At 77.6% G+C, this 17,778-nt stretch carries 10 protein-coding genes; 8 read left to right on the forward strand and 2 right to left on the reverse strand.

What is annotated here, in order from left to right:
* Positions 1-307 precede the first annotated feature (307 nt).
* The 8 genes from JOE68_RS28220 (at position 308) to JOE68_RS28255 (ending at position 13,835) form a co-directional block, all read left to right on the forward strand.
* The gene (locus JOE68_RS28220) at positions 308-1,804 is read left to right on the forward strand and encodes a wax ester/triacylglycerol synthase domain-containing protein (RefSeq protein WP_204845412.1); all 1,497 of its coding nucleotides are present in this window, start codon (positions 308-310) and stop codon (positions 1,802-1,804) included.
* A gap of 56 nt (positions 1,805-1,860) precedes the next feature.
* On the forward strand, positions 1,861-2,394 hold the full coding sequence (locus JOE68_RS31500) for a helix-turn-helix domain-containing protein (protein WP_307819949.1): 534 nt from the start codon (positions 1,861-1,863) through the stop codon (positions 2,392-2,394).
* 134 nt (positions 2,395-2,528) lie between these two features.
* Positions 2,529-4,106 carry an acyltransferase domain-containing protein gene (locus tag JOE68_RS28230; protein ID WP_204845413.1) on the forward strand — a complete coding sequence of 526 codons (1,578 nt, stop codon included), beginning with the start codon at positions 2,529-2,531 and terminating at the stop codon, positions 4,104-4,106.
* Positions 4,103-10,780, forward strand: a complete 6,678-nt coding sequence (locus JOE68_RS32020) for an SDR family oxidoreductase (RefSeq protein ID WP_204845414.1) — start codon at positions 4,103-4,105, stop codon at positions 10,778-10,780. Before JOE68_RS28230 ends, JOE68_RS32020 begins: the two co-directional genes overlap by 4 nt.
* Before the next feature lie 41 nt (positions 10,781-10,821).
* A complete protein-coding gene (locus tag JOE68_RS28240; RefSeq protein WP_204845415.1) occupies positions 10,822-11,592 on the forward strand; it encodes an SDR family NAD(P)-dependent oxidoreductase in 771 nt (256 codons plus the stop codon).
* A 479-nt stretch (positions 11,593-12,071) separates the two neighbouring features.
* On the forward strand, positions 12,072-12,680 hold the full coding sequence (locus JOE68_RS28245) for a DUF6230 family protein (RefSeq protein ID WP_204845416.1): 609 nt from the start codon (positions 12,072-12,074) through the stop codon (positions 12,678-12,680).
* Positions 12,664-13,617, forward strand: coding sequence for a DUF6114 domain-containing protein (locus JOE68_RS28250; RefSeq protein WP_204845417.1), 954 nt, complete (start codon positions 12,664-12,666; stop codon positions 13,615-13,617). Before JOE68_RS28245 ends, JOE68_RS28250 begins: the two co-directional genes overlap by 17 nt.
* 11 nt (positions 13,618-13,628) lie before the next feature.
* Complete coding sequence (locus tag JOE68_RS28255) at positions 13,629-13,835, forward strand: DUF5988 family protein (protein WP_204845418.1); 207 nt, start codon at positions 13,629-13,631, stop codon at positions 13,833-13,835.
* A gap of 43 nt (positions 13,836-13,878) precedes the next feature.
* Here the strand turns inward: JOE68_RS28255 and JOE68_RS28260 are convergent, their stop codons facing one another.
* Positions 13,879-16,314, reverse strand: coding sequence for a SpoIIE family protein phosphatase (locus JOE68_RS28260; protein ID WP_204845419.1), 2,436 nt, complete (start codon positions 16,312-16,314; stop codon positions 13,879-13,881).
* Positions 16,307-17,467, reverse strand: a complete 1,161-nt coding sequence (locus JOE68_RS28265) for an acyl-CoA dehydrogenase family protein (RefSeq protein WP_204845420.1) — start codon at positions 17,465-17,467, stop codon at positions 16,307-16,309. Before JOE68_RS28265 ends, JOE68_RS28260 begins: the two co-directional genes overlap by 8 nt.
* Between the last annotated feature and the right edge of the window lie 311 nt (positions 17,468-17,778).

Below are 17,778 nucleotides of genomic sequence, written 5' to 3' on the forward strand. Positions count from 1 at the left end.
GGTCGGCGCCGGCCGGGCACCCTAACATTGTCCGTCCCGCGCAGGTCGGCCCAATGGTACCGGGTGCTTTTATCCTACTCGACGGGGTGTTACGGGGCAGCCATTCGGGGAATGCCTCCGAACACCCCAACGGCGGTTTACTGGCCGGCTCCCGCTGTTTGTGATGGAAGGAGGGGCCGAGGTTGGCTCCGGTAAGTCGAATATCTGCGAACGCGGTGCCCCGGGTGTGGCCGCCGGTTTCCCCGGCCGGCTCCGGGGGCCGCTCCACCCCTGGGCGCGACGACGAGGGAAGCGAGGTAACCGAGGTATGGGCGTTGATCCGTTCCGGCATCTGACCGGGCTCCGGACGTGGGGCGCGGTGCGGGAGATGAACGCGGTGGAGACCATGTTCTGGCGGGGCGACACCAGTGCCGGCATGGGCGCCAACCTCATCGGGATGCTCTCGCTGGACCGATCGCCCGACTGGGACCGGCTGGTGGCCAAGCACCGGTGGGCCTGCCGGGTGGCGCCGCTGCTGCGCAGGCGGCCGGTCGAGCCGCCGCTGCGGGTCGGCCGACCGTTCTGGGTGGACGACCCGCACTTCGAGGTCGAGCGCCACCTGCGGCGGGTGCGGCTGCCGTCGCCGGGTTCGCACCGCCAGCTGCTCGACTTCGCCCAGGCGCTGTCGATGACGCCGTTCCCCGCCGGGTGGCCGCTGTGGGAGGCGGTGCTGGTCGAGGGCGTCAACGGGCACGGGGCGGCCTACCTGCTCAAGCTGCACCACTGCCTCACCGACGGCACGGGGGCCTCACAGCTGGTGTACCTGCTGACCGACGCGGAGGCCGACCCGCCGCACCCGGAGCTGCCGCCGCCGCTGCGGCCCGACCGCGCGCGGACCGGCCGCGTGCTGCTCTCGGCCGGGCGGCTGCTGCGGATGGCCGGCGGCGCGGTGGGCGCCGCCCGCGGGCTGCCGGCCGCGCGCGCCGCCCGCGCCGCGGCCCGGCACAACGGCGGGGCGCGCAGGCCGGTGCGGGCGCGGGACCTCCGCTCCCTCCCGCCGACCCTGCTGGCGCTCGCCCGCGCCACCGTGCTGCCGTCGATCCCGCCGTCGCCGCTGCTGGCCGGCCGCAGCGGCCGGGCCCGCTACGAGATGTTCGACGTGCCGTTCGAGGCGTTGAAGGCGGCCGGGAAAGCCGCCGGGGGCACCTTCAACGACGCCTACCTCGCCGCGCTGGCCGGCGGCTTCGACCGCTACCACCGGCGGTTCGGGACGCCGGTGGAGGCCGTCCCGGCCCTGCTGCCGATCAGCGTGCGCCGGCCGGGCTCGGTGGCCGGCGGCAACCACCTCGCCAGCTCCCGGTTCGTCCTGCCCACCGGCGAGCAGACGCCCGCGCAGCGGGTGCGGCTGATCCACGACCGGGTGGCCGCGGTGCGCGGCGGGCCGACGCTGCACGCGCTGGCCCTGCTCTCCCGCCCCATCACGCCGCTGCCGCCGACCTGGGTCGCGCGCATCACGACGCAGCTGTTCCGCGGCAACGACCTCCTGGCGAGCAACTTCGCCGGCATCGGCCGGCGGATCCACCTGGCCGGGGCCAAGGTGACCGCCATCCAGCCCTACGCGCCGCTGCTGCGCGGCGCCGCCGCGATCGCCCTGGTGTCCTACCGGGACAAGGCGTGCCTGGGCATCACCCTCGACTCCGGGGCGGTCACCGAGCCCGACCTCTTCGTGGCCTGCCTGCGGGAGGGCTTCGACGAGGTGATCGCCCTGCCGGCCGCCGGCCGGGCGACCGCGGAACGGCAGCGCGCGGCGGCGCGCGACCAGTGATCCCCGACCGCGGCGGGAACCGCCCGGACACCACGAGAACCGAGGAGAAGACGACTGTGACCAGAACGGGCGCGGACGTGGTCCCCATCCCGGCACGACGACTTCCGCCCCAGTCGGATGCGGAACCGACCGACCCCTCACTCGACCTGGTCAGGCACGCGTTGCAGTGCGTCCGGCAGGCGCTGGCGTCCGTGGAGCAGGTGGCGCGCACGCTGTCGGCGCCGCCGGGCGGCCCGGAGTGGGTCCCACCCCGCCCCGCCGGGTGGCCGCCGCGCGCCGCCGGGGCCGGCCGCCACGACGGCGGTGGGCACGAGCCCTGGCTGACCAACCAGGAGCGGCGCGTGCTGACGCTGGTCGCGGCCGGGCTGTCCAACCGGGAGATCGCCTGCGCCCTGGAGATAGCCGAGAAGACGGCCAAGAACTACGTGCACACGGTGCTGGTCAAGCTCGACGCCGGCAGCCGTACCGAGGCGGCGTTCACCGCCCTGTACGAGAACCTGGTCGACCCGGACGAGTGCCGCCGCGCCAGCAGGCGCACCTCGTCGGCCTCGTTCCTGGTCCCACCGCAGCGGAGCCGGTTGCTGCCCTGACCCGGCGCGCGTGCGCCGGCGGGACCGCGGCGGGACCGCCACCGCGGCGGTCCCGCCGCGCACCGGGCCCCCGGCCGACGACGCCCCGACCCCGCGCGCGACGAGCACCCCCCGACGTGTCCCGGAGGACATCGATGAACTCCCGTACCGCCTTCCTCTTCCCCGGCCAGGGCAGCTACCTGCCCGGCCTGTTCGGCAACCTCGTCGACCACTTCCCGGTGATCGGCGAGACGCTGTCCACAGTGGACGACGTCGCCACCGGCCTGGGCCGCGAGCCCGTGTCGCCGATGCTGCTCGACGCCGACTCGCCCACCCTCCAGGAGCTGGTCGACCACGACCCGCCCGCGCTGCACCTGGCGATCTTCGCCGCGTCGGTGGCGACCGCCCGGCTGCTGGCCGAGGAGGGCGGGGTGGCGCCGGACCTGCTGCTGGGGCACAGCTTCGGCGAGCTGACCGCGCTGACCGCGGCCGGCGCGGTGTCCCTGGCCGACGGCGCGTACCTGGTGGCGCAGCGCGACGAGTCGCTGCGCGGCTCCGGCGCGCCCCGCGGCGGCCTGGTCGCCCTGGGCTGCGGCGCCCGCCGCGCGCGGGACCTGCTGGGCGCGCTGGACGAGTGGGACCTCGCCGTCGCCGCCGACAACGGGCCCGACCAGGTCGCCGTCTCCGGGCCGGACGGCGCGCTGGCCCGGCTGCAGGAGGTGGCGGGCGCCCTCGGGCTCACCGCGACCCGCCTGCGCATCCCCTACCCGTTCCACAACCGCCTGATGCTGGACGCGGCCGACGACTTCGGCGAGCGGACGGCGGACGTGCCCAAGCGCGTCCCGCGCCTGCCGGTGTACTCGTCGCTGCTGGGCCGGTACGTCGAGGACGTCGCGGACGTGGAGCGCGTGGTCCGCGGCCACCTGGTCCTGCCGGTGCTGTTCCTGGACGCGGTCCGCGCGGTGCACGCCGACGGCGTGCGGCGCTTCGCCGAGGCCGGGCCGAAGGGCGTGCTGGTGGACCTGGTGTCCCGCGTGCTCCCGGACGTGGTGACCGCCGCGCCGCTGCGGCGGCGGACCGACCGGCGCGGGCTGCTCGCCACCGTGGAGGAGCTGCTGGAGCGCGACGACCGGCGCGCGCCGGCCCCGTCCCGCGCGGCGCGGGCGCCCGAGCCGCGGGAGGACGCGGCCCCGGCGCGGCCGGCCGGCCGGTGGCAGGAGCGGCCCGCCGCCCGGCGCGAGCAGCCGCCGGCGCCCTCCCGGTACGACGACCCGCCGACACCCGCCGGGCACGGCCGGTACGAGGACCCCCCGGCGCCCGCCGGGCGCGAGCAGGCGCCGCCCACCCGGTACGAGCGCCCGGCCGCACCCGCGCGGGGCGAGCGGCCGGCGCCCGACCGCCGGGGCCTCCCGGCCGCGCCCGACCGCCCCGAGCCGGTCCCGGCCGCCGCGGGGCCGGACCGCGACGAGGTGCTGGGCACCGTGCGCCGGCTGTACGCGGAGCTGGTGGGCTACCCGGAGGACGTGTTCGAGAGCGGCACCGACCTGGAGGCCGACCTCGGCATCGACTCCATCAAGCAGACCGAGGCGTTCGCCCGGATCACCGACCACTTCGGCATCCCCGAGTCGGCGGCGGTGGACGTGCGGCTGACCGGCTACCCCACCGTGGACGCGGTCGCCGACCTCGTCGTGGAGCTGGCCGAGGGGCGCGAGCTGACGGGAACCGTCGCGTGACCGGCCGGGCGGGCGCCCCGCGGGTGCCACCGGGGGAGTTCGAGGGCAAGGTCGTGCTCGTCACCGGCGGGGCCAAGCGGGTCGGGCGGGCCGTCGTGCACGAGTTCGCCGCCCTGGGCGCCCACGTGGTCGTCAACTACTTCCACTCCGAGCAGGCGGCGCACAGGACGCGCGAGGAGGTCCTCGCCGCGGGCGGCTCCTGCGAGCTGCTGCGGGCGAGCATCACCAAGCCCGACGACGTCGGCGCCATGTTCGACGCGGTGCGCGAGCGCCACGGCGCGCTGGACGTCCTGGTCAACAACGCGGCGCGCGGCGTGTTCGTGCCGACCCCGGCGCTGACCGAGCTGGACTGGCAGAAGGTCTTCGACGTCAACGTCCACGGCGCGCGCCGGTGCGCCCTGGCCGCCCTGCCGCTGCTGGCGGAGGTCGGCGGGGCGGTGGTGAACGTGTCGTCCATCGGCACGGACGTGGTGATGGAGAACTACACCGCGGTCGCGGCGAGCAAGGGCGCGCTGGAGGTCCTCAGCCGCTACCTCGCGGTGGAGTTCGCGAGCAGCGGTGTGCGGGTGAACGTCGCGTCCGCCGGCCTGCTGGACAACCCGACGGCGGAGCTGTTCCCGGGCGCGGCCGGGGTGCGCGCGCGGTCCGCGGCGTCGACCCCGCTGGGTCGGCTGGGCACGGAGGAGGAGCTGGCGCGCCTGGTCGTGGTCCTGGCCTCGCCCCGGCTGGGCTGGGTCACCGGGCGCACCCTGCTCGCCGACGGCGGGCTGTCGCTCGGCCACGCCCTGCTCCGGCCGGACCCACCGGGTGCGCGGGTGCCGGCCGCGCGCGCGGCCGACACCCGCGCACCCGCCGCTCCCGACCCGAAGCCGGCCGCGCCGGCGCGACCGGTCGGTGGCTCCGCGCCGCCGGCCGCACCCGCGCGCACGACCGGTGGGGGCTTCGCGCCACCCACCGCGGGGCTCACCGCACCCCGCACCGCCCTTTCCCCCGAGTCCGCGGGGCTGCCCGGGGTCGCGGCGCGCCCGGGATCCGCGGCGCGCTCCGCGGCTGCGGTGCGATCCGGTCCCGCGGTGCGATCCGGTCCCGTAGTGCGGCTCGGGTCCGCGGTGCGATCCGGGTCCGCGGGGCGGCCCGAGCCCACAGCGCGGCCCGACTCCGCGGCGCGACCCTCACCCGGCCCCGTCGCCGAGAGGTGGGAGTCCCCGCGCGCCACCGCCCTGCTCACCTCCGCCCGAGCGGCCGACCGGCCGGAACCCGCCCGCGCCACCCGGTCCGGGGCCGCTCGCGGGGCCGACCGGCCGGAGCCCGCCCGCGCCGCCGCGCGACCCGCCCCCACCCCCGCCGGCGCCGACGACCCCGCCGGCGCCCGGACCGTCGCGGTGGTCGGCATGGGGCTGGCGCTGCCCGGCGCCGTCGACCCCGCCGAGTTCTGGGACCTGCTCGACCGCGGGGAGCCGGTGTTCGACCAACCGCGCGAGCGGTTCCGCCGGGAGGCGTTCTGGACGCCGGACGGCAGCGCGCCCGACCGCGGCTACACCTTCGCCGGCGGCTACCTCAGGCAGCCCCGCCTGCACCGCGAGGCCAAGGCGCGGTCCTGCGCGCACGACATGGCCGCCCAGTGGCTGCGGCACAGCCTGGCGCAAGCCCACGAGGACGTCGTCCGCCACCCGGGCGACCGCGTCGAGTGCTTCGTCGGCAACACCGTCGAGGGCAACCAGCACCTGGAGGAGCGCCTGGTCGTGGAGGCGGCGCTGCACCGGCTCGTCCGGCACTGGCCGGACCCCGACGCCGACCGCGACGACCTGGCGCGGCGCCTGCGCCCGCTGCTGCTGCGGCACTACCCGCACGCGACCGGCGACGGGCGGGGCCACCTGCCGGACGGGGTCGTGCGCTCCGCCGTCACCGACCTGCTGCCGGCCGGGTCGCCCTACACGACGGTGGACACCGCGTGCTCGTCCAGCCTCTACGCCGTCGACCTGGGCGTGCGGAGCCTGCTGGCCGGCGAGTGCGACATCGCCGTGTGCGGCGGGGTGTTCACCAACACCCCGCGGTTCTCGATCATGTTCGCCGCGCTGCGCGGGCTCAGCCGCACCGGCGCGGTGCGGGCGTTCGACCGGGCGGCCGACGGCACGCTGTTCTCCGACGGCGCGGGCGCGGTGGTGCTCAAGACCCTGCGGCGCGCCCGGCAGGACGGCGACGAGGTGCTGGCGGTCCTGGGCGGGACGGGCGTGGCCTCCGACGGCCGGGGCAAGGCGGTCTACGCGCCCAACCGCGTCGGGCAGGAGATCGCCGTGCGCCGGGCCCGGCGGGTCAACGCGACCCGGGCCGAGGACGTCGACTGGGTGGTCGCCCACGGCACCGGCACCCCGGTCGGCGACCGGGTGGAGCTGGGCGTGCTGGACTCGTTCGCCCCGGAGCGCGGCTACCCGTGCACGTCCAACAAGTCGCTGATCGGCCACACCGGCTGGACGGCGGGCGTGGCGTCGCTCGTCCACGCGGTGCTCGGGCTGCGCCACGACCGCGTCCCGGCGCAGCACCCGCTGGCGGAGCCGACCCCGGACGTGCGCGGGGCCCGCGTGCGCGTCCCCCCGGCCGGCCTGCCGCTGCCGCGTCCGCAGGACCGGCCGCGGGTGGTGGGCGTCTCGGCGTTCGGGTTCGGCGGCACCGACGCGCACGTGCTGGTGCAGGACGCGCCGCCGCCGGGCGCCGCGCCGCCGCTCTCGGCGCCGGAACCGGACACCGACGACGTGGTGCTGGTCGCGTGGACCGCCCACCTGCCCGGCGACCCCGGGCCCGAGCAGGTGCGGGCCCGGCTGGCGGCGGGCGCGCCACCGGCCGAGCAGCGGGTCTTCCCCTCGCCCTACCCGCCGCCGCCCGCCGAGGTCGTGCGGTTGACGCCCCGCACGGCCCAGACCGTCGACCGCGCCCAGCTGATGGCGCTGACCGTGGCCGGGAAGTTCGCCCGGGAGCACGGCGCGCTCTGGGAGGCGGTCGCGGAGCGCACCGCCGTGCTGGCCGCGCACACCGGCCCGGCGAGCCTCATGGGCGTCACCGCGCTGCGCTGCTACGCCGACGACCTGCGCGCGCTGCGCCCGGAGGAGGGCGACGGGATCGAGCCCGAGGCGCTGGCCCGCGCGCTCGACGGCTGCCTGGGGCAGGTGCGCGAGGAACGGCTGCCCACCAACGAGGACACCCTGCCGGGGTCGGGGCCGAACATCATCCCGGCCCGGCTGGCCAACGCCCTGGACCTGCACGGCCCCGCGCTCACCCTGGACACCGGCCGGTCGTCCACCCACACGGCGGTGCGCACCGCCTGCCACTACCTCGCCGACCGCGAGACCGACCTGGTGCTGGTGCTGGCGCTCAACGGCAACAGCACCGCCGAGCTGGCGGCCGTGCTCGACGTGCCCGCCGACCGCCTCGGCGAGGGCGCCTTCCTGCTGGCGCTGGCGCGCCGGCGGGACGCGGCGGCGCACGGGTGGCCGGTGCTGTGCCGGGTGACCGCCGACCCGCGCCCGGAGCGGCCCGACACCCCGCCCGCCGGGGGCGGGCCGGCCGAGCACGTCAACGGGGCGTCGGCCGCGCGGCGCGGCGCGGGTCCGAGCACCGGCGGCGCGCCCGCCCAGCACGTCGAAGGAGCTTCCGTGAACCACCGCGAGGGCGTCGGAGCAGCTTCCGCGAACCACGGCGAGCGCGTGGAGGGCGCTTCCGGCGACCACGGCGAGGGCTCCGACCGCGCGCGCACCTACCTCGCCGCGGACGGAGCGGTGGACCTGCTGTCCGCGCTGGAGGGCGGCCCGACCGGGCCGGTGACGGTGACCGCGCCGTTCCCGGGGCCCGCCCTCACGCTGCACCCCGTGCCCGCGGGCGGCGCGGACCGGGCACCCGCCGCCGAACCGGTCGTCGCGCGGCCGGCGCGCGGTGAGCCGGCCGCGCCGGTGGCGCCCCGGCCGCCGCGCGACCCGCAGACCACCCGCCACGTCTGCCGCTGGGAGCCGCAGCCCCTGCCGCGCGTCGTGGGTGGGCGGGCCGGGCTGCCGGCCGACTGCCTGGTGCTCGCCGACGAGGTGACGGCGCGGGCCGTCGCCGGGGTGGCCGGGACGGCGGGCGCGACCGTCGTCCCGGTGCGGCCCGGCGACGACCCCGAGGCCGTGCTGCTCCCGGCCTTCGCCGCCGGGAGGTCCTACCGCCACCTGCGCGTCCTGGCCCGGCAGCAGCACGCCGGGCCGCACGCCTCCGAGTCCGCCGACACCCTGGTGGTGCTCCAGGAGGCGGTGTTCCTGGCCGCCCAGCGCTGCCTGCGCGAGCTGGCCGACGGCGGCTCGCTCGGCGCGGCCCTGCTGGACCCGATGGAGACCGGGGCGCCGGGCGCCCACACCGGGCTGCTGTCCGGGTTCGTCAAGAGCCTGTCGTGGGAGCTGACCGCGTGCACGTGCCGGATGGTCGTCACCGACGAGCCGGCCGTGGCGGCGTGGCACGCCCTGGAGGCCGAGCCGGGGCAGCGCGGCGGGCTGCCGGTGGTCCTGCGCCGCGCCGGGACGCGCTACCGGCAGCGGCTGCACCCCGCGCCGGCCGACATCGGGGAGCTGCCGCTCTCGCCCGGCGACGTCGTGGTGGCGACCGGCGGGGCGCGGGGCATCACCGCCGCGTCCCTGGAAGGGCTGATCGAGCACGTGCCGCTGCGGGTGTGGCTGCTCGGGTCGTCCTCCCTGGCGGAGGTCCCCGACGCGCTGCTGGCCGCCGCGGACGACGAGCTGCCCGCCCACCGCGCGGAGTTCATCGCCCGGCTGCGCCGCGAGCGGGGCACGCCCGTCGCCGAGCTGAACCGGCGCTTCGAGCGGCTGCTGCACGCGCGGGAGAGCAGGCTGACCCTGGACCGGATGCGGCGGCGCTGCGGCGACGACGCGGTGCGGTACCTGACCTGCGACGTGGTCGACCCGGAGGCGGTGCGCCGCGCCGCGGCCACCGTGCTGGCCCGCGACGGGCGGGTCGACCTGCTGGTCAACGGCGCCGGCGTGCACGGCGCGGGCGACCTGGAGCGCAAGCGGCTGGCGGACTTCCGCCGCATCCGGGACGTCAAGCTGCTGGGCTACCGGCACCTCAAGCAGTCCTTCTCCGCGCCGCCGCCCCGGCTGTGGTGCAACTTCGGCTCGGCCGCCGGGCTGGTCGGCCTGCCGGGCGAGTCGGAGTACGCGGCGGCCAACGACTACCTGTCCTGCGCCGCCGAGCACCGGCGCGCCACGGGCGGGCAGGACGAGTACACGATGGCCTGGACGGTGTGGGACGAGATCGGCCTCGGCGGCGACCCCGTCGCCCAGGCCATCGTGATCCGCGCCCAGCGGCTGACCTCGATGAGCAAGGCCGAGGGCGCGGCGCACTTCGTCGCCGAGCTGGCGCAGCGGGGTCCGCGCGAGTCGGTGGTCTCGTTCCTCGGGGACAAGGAGCGCCGGTCGTTCACCCGGCAGTTCCCCGGCTGCGTCGCCGACCGGCCCGCCGACGGCGGCGGGTCCGGTCCGGCCGCCGCGCCCGGCGCCGACCGGGTCGCGGGGCGTGGGACCGCCGGCCAAGCCGCGAACGGCGGCGACCGGGCCGCGGGGCGCTACACCGCCGATCAAGCCGCGAACGGCGGCGACCGGGCCGCGGGGCGCTACACCGCCGATCAAGCGGCGAACGGCGGCAGTCGGGCCGCAGGGCGCTACACCGCCGATCACGCTGCGACCGCAGCCGATGCGGGGCGCTACACCGCCGGCCAAGCCGGGAACGGCGGTGGCCGGGCCGCGAGCGGCGGGGTGGGGACCGGGCTGCTGCCCGCCCCGGAGGAGATCACCGCGGACCGGGCCGTCTGGCGGCTGGTGCTCGACGAGCGGAACGAGGACCTGGTGCGCGGGCACCTCGTGGACGGCCGGCCCACGGTGCCCGGCACGGTGCTCGGCGCGATCGCGGTCGAGGCGGCGCGGGCGCTGCTGCCCGGCCACCCGGTGCGCGTGCTGCGCGACGTGTCGTTCCCCTCCTGGGTCCGGGGCGGCGACGGGGACCGGCCGGCCGAGTACCGCGTCACCGCCGCGGTGAGCCGGTCCGGGCCGGCGTCCCGCCCGGCGGTGCTGGTGCGCGTCACCTCCGACGTCACCGCGCCGGGCGGGCGGGTGCTGCGGCGCGACCGCGAGCACTTCCGCGCCACGGCCCTGGCCGGCGCGCCCCGGCCGCAGCGCGTGGCGCCGCCGGAGCCGTGCGGCGAGCCCGTCGGCTCGCCGTACTACCACCCGCGGGCGCGGGTGCTGCTGTCCGGCCCGTTCCGCACGACGCGGGACTGGCGCGCCGACCCGTCCGGGACCTCGGCGACGTGGCGGCCCGACGCCGCCGCGCTGCCCGCCGCGCTCACGCGGCCGGCCGCGCCCGCCCTGCTGCTCGACGGCCTGGCCCGCACCCGCGCGCTGCGGCCGGCGGCGGACGGCGGGCAGCGGCTGGAGGTGCCCCGCTACATCCGGCGCGCCGAGTGGTTCACCGACGAGGGCGACCTCGGCCTGGCCGGGCGGTACCCGGAGGGCGTCCGGCTGCGGTGGGACGCCGCGACCGGGGTGTTCACCGCGGTCGCGCGGGACGGCACGGTGCTCGCCCGGCTGCACGACGTGCAGGGCGCGCCGGTGGGCCACGTGCCCGGCGAGAGCGGTTGAGGAGCGGACACCGATCGGGAGAGGAGGTCGACACCGTGGAGATGGACGGCAAGGTAGCGGTGGTCACCGGTGGCAGCAGGGGCATCGGCAGGCGGGTCGTCGAGCGGTTCCTCGACGAGGGCGCGTCGGTGGTGTTCAGCGGCCGGGACGGGGCGACGGGGGAGCGGACCCGCAAGGAGCTCGACGCCGGGGACCGGGTGGTGTTCGCCCAGGGCGACGTGACCCTCCGGCAGGACGCCGAGCGGATGGTCGACGCGGCCGTCGAGCACTACGGCCGGCTGGACGTGCTGGTCAACAACGCCGGGGGGATGCCGGGCTTCGGCCTGGTGGCCGACACCGACGACGCGGTCTGGCACGACACGCTCGCGGTCAACCTGCACGCGGTGTTCTACGTGACGCGCCGCGCGCTGGCGCACCTGGCGCCGCAGAAGTCGGGCCGGATCATCACCATCTCGTCCATCTCGGGCAAGCAGGGCGACCCCGGCCTCGGGGCCTACGCCACCGCCAAGCACGCCGTGATCGGCCTGACCAAGGTCGTGGCGCGCGAGGTCGGGCCGCTGGGCATCACGGCGAACTGCATCTGCCCGGGGCTGGTGATGACCGACCTGATCCGCGACCGGGGCCCGGTCGCGGCGCAGGTGCTGGGCGTGACCTACGACCAGCTCGTGGGCGCGTTCGCGGCCAAGGCCGCGACCGGGCGGGCGACCACCGTCGACGAGGTGGCCGCGATGGCGGTGCTGCTGTCGTCGGAGGCGGGCGCCGGGATCACCGGGGCCGCGCTGGCGGTGGACGGCGGCGTGACCTCCTGCTGACGCGCGGCGGGGCGACCGGGTCCCGCGCGGGACCCGGCCACCCCGGCGCGGGACCGCCCTTCCCGTGCCGGGACCCGCCCGCGCGCTGGACCGCCCGCGCGCTGGACCGCCTCCGCGCTGGGCTGCCCCTGCGCCAAGACCCCCGTGCGCCAAGACCTCCGCGCGCCAGGCCACCCGCGCGCCAGGCCACCCGCGCGCCAGGACCGCCTGCGCGCTGGGGCTGCCCCTCCCGTGCCGGGACCCCCGCGCCGGGGCCGGTCCGGGCGCACCGGGTATTCGGGCCCCTGCCACGTGGTCCGTCCACTGAGGACGGTTCCGCGTCGCGGGCGGGCGGGTCCGCTGGTGAGGCGGTCGCCGCGCGCCGCGGCGGTGGCCGGCCGGCGGGCGGGGCGCGGTGTGAACATCGGGCAACGGCCTTGTCCGCGGCCCGGTCGCAGGGCGAACCTCGGGTTCCGCACCACCTATCGGGAGGAATGGACATGCCGCAGTCGCGAAGGCGCGGGAGGACCCGTCGCGGGGTGTTCGCGGGCGTGCTGGCCGCGGGGCTGGCCGTCGCGGGCCTCCTGCTGGTGGCGTTGTCGCAGGGCGCCCTGGCGGCGTCGTTCGCCGTGTCGGGGACGAGTTTCAAGATTTCCGCGGATCGCTTGGAGGGCACCGGTTTCGTGCAGTTCGGCGGGGCGGACGGCGGACCGGAGGGGTCGCACCCGGTGGCCACCAGCGCCTTCCGCACCGTCGTCATCGACAACTTCTGCCAGTCGGTGACGCTGCGCTCGCTGCCGGTGGTGGGCGACGTGACCCTGCGCATCGCCTCCCCCGGCGAGGAGGGCATGGTCGCGAACGACATCGTGCTCGGTGTGGAGCGGCTCAGCGGCGACCTGACCCTGGTGAACCCGCAGATCGGCGTGGACGCCGGGCAGGTGTCGAAGGGACCGCCCGGGGTGGTCGGCCTGCCCGGCGGGTTCGCCCAGCAGGCGGACGCGGCCACGATCGTCGGGATGCGGCAGACGGCGTGGAGCGCCACGGCCTACACGCTGCGCCTGAAGAACTCCCTGCTGACCCTCCACGACGGAGGTGGCGAGTGCTACTGACACCGACGACGCGGGGGAGGGCCTGATGGGCGCCGCGCGCGGGCGGGCGCGCCGGGCCTGGCGGGAGTTCGGGCACTGGCGCCGCGGCCGGCCGTTCACCGCCGGCGTGCTCCTGCTGCTGTCCGCCGCCCTGATCGCGCTCCCGCCGTACGCGACGTTCCGCGTGGGCGACGTGCTGATCTCGATCACCACGGTCGGGGGCGTGTCGGCGCTGCTGATCGGCGTGCTGCTCGCGGTGTGCGGCCTGTCGCTGTGGCTGCGCCCGCGGTTCCGGTTCGCCGCCGGCGTGGCGGCGGCGCTGCTGTCGCTGATCGCCCTGGTGGCGACCAACCTGGGCGGGTTCGTGGTCGGCACGCTGGCGGGGCTGACCGGGGCGGCGCTCGCCCTGGCCTGGACCGACCGGCCGCGCCCGCCCCGGCGGGTGGTGCGCCGCGGCGGCCCGGCCCTGCTCGTGGTGGTCGCCGTCGGGCTCGCGCCGGCCGCCGGCGCGGCGCCCCCGGCCGGCCGGGAGGCGGTGCCGCCCGCGCGGAGCTGGACGGCGACGGCGAGCGCGGTGCGCCTGGAGGGCCTCGCCTACCACGGCGTCGTGCGGATCGTCGTCGACGGCCGGCCCACCAGGACCATGCGGTTCACCGCGCGCCACGTCGAGGCCACCGACCCGACCCAGGTCGCCCGCCTGGGCAACGGCCGCGACCTGGTCATCACCACCGCGCCCGGCCGCACCGCCACGGCGACCGGCGCCGTCGAGCTGTTCGCCCTGCGGCTGACCGGGGTGGTCAGCGTGCTGGGCCTGGTCGGCATCCCCTTCGACCTCACCCCCGACCACCCACCACCCCTGGTGCCGCCCTCCCTGGTGCTGACCGACGTGACTGCGGTCAACGCGTGGACGAGCAGCGCGGCCCTGGCGGTGCCCGACGCGGAACTGGTGATCCGATGAAGGAAGAAGCCATGCCCCAGCGCGTCCTGCTGGCCGGCGGTCCGTCCTACGTGGACCCCGCTCGGCGGACCTGCTTCGTCGACGACCTCGACCAGCCGTTCAAGCTGCCGTGCTACGGCGGCCACGAGCACTTCGCGTTCGCCGGGAGCTACGAGGTCGTGGACGGCCACCGGGTCGCGGTGATGCGCTGGCTCTACCGCACCGCCCTGGCGGAGTGACGGCCCGCCGACCCAGGTGGCCCCGACCCCGGGGGCGCGCCGCTCAGGCCGGGGCGTCGGTGGGCAGGTCGGCCCAGACGGTCTTGCGCCCGCCGCTGTTCTCCACGCCCCACCGCCTGCTCATGGCCTCGACCATGAGCAGGCCGCGGCCCCGGTACTTGCCCAGGGACGACGTGCCGGGGTGGGGCGTGGTGTGCGGGGTGGCGTCGTCGACCTCGACGCGCAGGACCGGCGGCGCGGGGGTCCGGCGCAGCCGCAGGGCGCGCGGCCCGCGCGCGTGCTCGTAGGCGTTGGTGACCAGCTCGGTGACGACCAGCTCGGCGTCGCCGATCACGTCCTGGTCCAGGCCGGCGAGGAACTCGCGGGTCCAGTTCCGCACCTCGGCCAGCGGCGGCCGCTCGGTGACGAGGTCGAACTCGCGCTGGTGGCCGTCGGCCGCGGCGGGCAGGGCGGTGAGGGCGAGCAGGGCCATGTCGTCGCGCAGCCGGTCGCCCCACCACCGCCGGGCCTCGACGAGCACGGCCTCGGCGATCGCGTCGGCGGGGCGGTCGGCGCCGGCGCGCAGCGGGGTGGCGGCGAGGATCGCGGCGATGTCCTCGACGTCGCGCTGCCGGTAGCCGCCCGCGCCCTCGGTGAACCCGTCGGTGTAGAGCACCAGCGTGTCGCCGGGGTGCAGCGCCGCTTCCGCCACCTCGTGCCGCACCTCGTCCAGCACCCCGAGCACGGGCCCGCCCACGGCCAGCGGCGTGGTGCGGCCGTCGCCGCGGCGGAGCAGGGGCAGCGGGTGGCCCGCGGAGGCGACCCGCAGGCGGGCGGGGTGCTCGGAGGTGTCCAGCACCGCGTAGACCAGCGTGCAGAACGGGCTGCTCTGGCGCAGCAGCGCCTGGTTGACCAGTGACAGGACGTGGGCGGGTTCGGTGCTGTGCTGGGCCGCGGTCCACAGCGTGTGGCGCACCAGCCCGGTGACGGCGGCGGCCTTCGGCCCCTTGCCGCAGACGTCGCCCAGCACGAGCACGTGGCGCCCGTCGGGCGTGCTGTAGGCGTCGTAGAAGTCCCCGCCGATCTGGTCGTCGTGGCCGAAGGGGTGGTAGCGGGCGGCGAGGTCGAAGCCGGGCAGCTCGGGCAGGTGGGGAGGCAGCAGCGGGCGCTGCAGCGCCTCGGCGGTGCCGCGCAGCCTGCGCAGCAGCAGGTCCTGCCGGATGCCGACGGCGATCTGGTCCGCGACGCCCTCCAGCGTGGTCAGCGCGTCCTGGCTGAGGTGGTGGGCGGTGGTCAGCAGCAGCACGCCCATGAGCCGGCCGCCGAACACCAGGGGGTAGCCGGCCAGGCGGACCGCCCGGTCCCCGGCGCCGTCGGCGTGGCCGTGCGGCGGGTTGTCCAGGTGCGGGCGCTGCCGCGCCGCGATCTCCGCGACGACCGTCCCGGCGGGCTCCCGGCCGCCGTGCCCGTCGTCGGGGTGCGGGCAGTCCCCGGCCTCGGCCGCGTGGGTCAGCCGCGCGCCGCGCGGCCCGACGGTCCAGATGTGCGCGCAGACCGCGTCCAGGTGGCTCGCGACGGCCTGCGCGCAGCGGTGCAGGTGCTGCGCCAGCTCGCCCGGCGCGGTCATGGCCGCGGCGACGTCCGCGGTGAGCAGGGCGTGCTGGGTGCGCTCCGCCAGCCGGCGCTGCGCGAGCACCGCGGCGGTGACGTCCTCGACGAGCAGGAGCGTGCGCTCGACCCCCTGCGCGTCGATCACCCGTTGGGTGGCCAGCCGCAGGACCTGCGCCGCTCCGGCGCGGTCGACGCGCTCCACCGCCTTCTCCGCCGGGCCCCGCGCGGACAGCAGCGCGCGCAGCCCGTCGTGGACGGCCGCCGGGAACAGCGCGCTCAGCGGCAGGCCGAGCGAGGCGGGCTCGGCCAGGCCCAGCACGTCCGCGGCCCGGTGGTTCCAGGCCGTCAGCGCCCCGGCGTCGTCCACCACGACGGCCCCGATCGGGGCCTCGGCGAACAGCCGGCCGAACAGCCGGTCGCCGACCTGCCGGACGATCGCCGCGCCGCTGTCCAGCCGCCGCTGGGCGGCGGCGCGCAGGGCGGTGTAGGCCCGCCGCCTGCCCAGGGAGCCCAGCGCCTCGCGCAGCACGTCGGGGAGCCGGTCGTCGGAGCCGGCGGGCAGGTGGCGGGCCTGGTCGGCGGAGAACAGCAGCGGCAGCATCGCCGTGCGGCCCGCGGCGCCCGGCGCGGACAGCACGAGGACCGCCACGTTCACCCCGTCCGGCCGCAGGGCGTGCACCAGCCCGACGGGCGCGGGCAGCTCCCCGCCGACCACGACGACGACGGGGCGCCCCCCGGACCGGGCCTCGTCCGCGCGGGCGAGCAGCTCCGCCACGTCCGCGGGGACGACCTCGGCCTCGTCGCCCAGGGCCGCCCGCAACTCCGGACCGACCTCCGCGGCGGTGCCGATCAGCAGGACGAGGGGGCAGGTGGGGGCCACGTCAGTCACCCAGTAGGGGTTCACCGAGCAGGGACTTGCCAACCCACACCCGCAGCACGTCGGTGATCGGGGACATCACGTGCGCGGCGCGGGCGTCGCGCAGCAGGCGGTGCAGCGCCGAGTCGCCGGAGTAGCCGCGCCCACCGGTCAGGGTCAGCGCGTCGTTGACCACCGCCTCCGCGGTCTCCGCGACCTCGGCCTTGGCCGAGCACAGCGCCGCCAGGGCGTCGGGCTCGCCCGCCTCCCCCGTCGCGGCGGCGTGGTGCAGCAGCCGCCGGGTCCGCTCCACCCGGGCCCACATGACGCCCAGCCGGTGCTGGACCAGCGGCTGGGCGGCCAGCGCCCGGCCGCTGTGGGCGTGCCGGCGGGCCGTGACGTGCGCGCGGGCCTCGTCCAGCGCCGCGGCGGCCACCCCCAGGTAGGTGCCCGCCATGGCCATCAGGAAGTAGGGGGCCACGACGGAGAACACGTACCAGATCTCGTCGCCCGGCTCGCCCAGCAGCTGCCGGCGGTCGACCTCCACGCCCGCCAGCTCCAGGGTCCGCGACTCGTTGCCCCGCATCCCGAAGCCGTGCCACGGCGCGCCCCACGCCAGGCCGGGGGTGTCGGCGTCGACCACGGCGCAGGAGAACTCGCCGGGCGGCGCGCCCGGGTCGGTCGCGACGGTGGAGATGACGTAGGAGTCGGCGTGGCCGCCGTTGGTGACGAAGCTCTTGGCGCCGGTCAGGCGCAGCCCGTCCGCGCCGCTGCTCTCCATGCGGGTCCGGGGCAGCCAGAACTCGCCGCCGACCCCCGGCTCGGACAGCGCCAGGGTCGTCAGGTGCCGCCCCTCCGCGATCGGGGCGAGGTAGCGCTCCCGGTGGGAGTCGGTGGCCTTGGCGGCGATCACCGCGGAGCCGACCAGGTGCATCCCGAAGCAGATCGACGTCGACGCGCAGGCCCGGCCGGTCGCCTCGCCGACCTGGGCGACCGCCGACAGCCCCTGGCCCATCCCGCCGAACCGCTCGGGCACCACCAGGCCGCCCAGCGCGGCGCGCAGCGCGGCCACCCCCTCGGCGGGCCACCGCTTCTCCTCGTCCACGGCCGCGGCCTGCGGGGCCAGGACGTCCCGGGCGATCTCCCTGGCCAGGAACACCGCCTTGCTCAGTTCGGTCCGGGTCACCGACGCCTCCGCACTCCGCTCGCACCGATCGGCGCATCAGGGTGCAGACGCGCCGGCAGAGCCTAACCAGGGCGCCCGCGCCGCGGTCACCCGGATCTCCGGCCCCCGTTGCCGCCGGGCGGTGGGGTCGCGCCCCACCGCGCCGCCGATTTCCGCGCCACCCGCCCGCCGGTGATTCCGAACAGGCGGTGTGAAAGGGCGCGGCGCATTAGCCTGACGCTGTCGCGAATTGTTCCGCGGTCCTCCGGGGCGCCGGGCCGGCGTTCGGGGCCGGGGCGCTGCCCGGCTGTGCCGGGCCCATCGGCCCTGCA

The organism is Saccharothrix algeriensis, assembly GCF_016907655.1.
Classification (GTDB): Bacteria; Actinomycetota; Actinomycetes; order Mycobacteriales; family Pseudonocardiaceae; genus Actinosynnema; species Actinosynnema algeriense.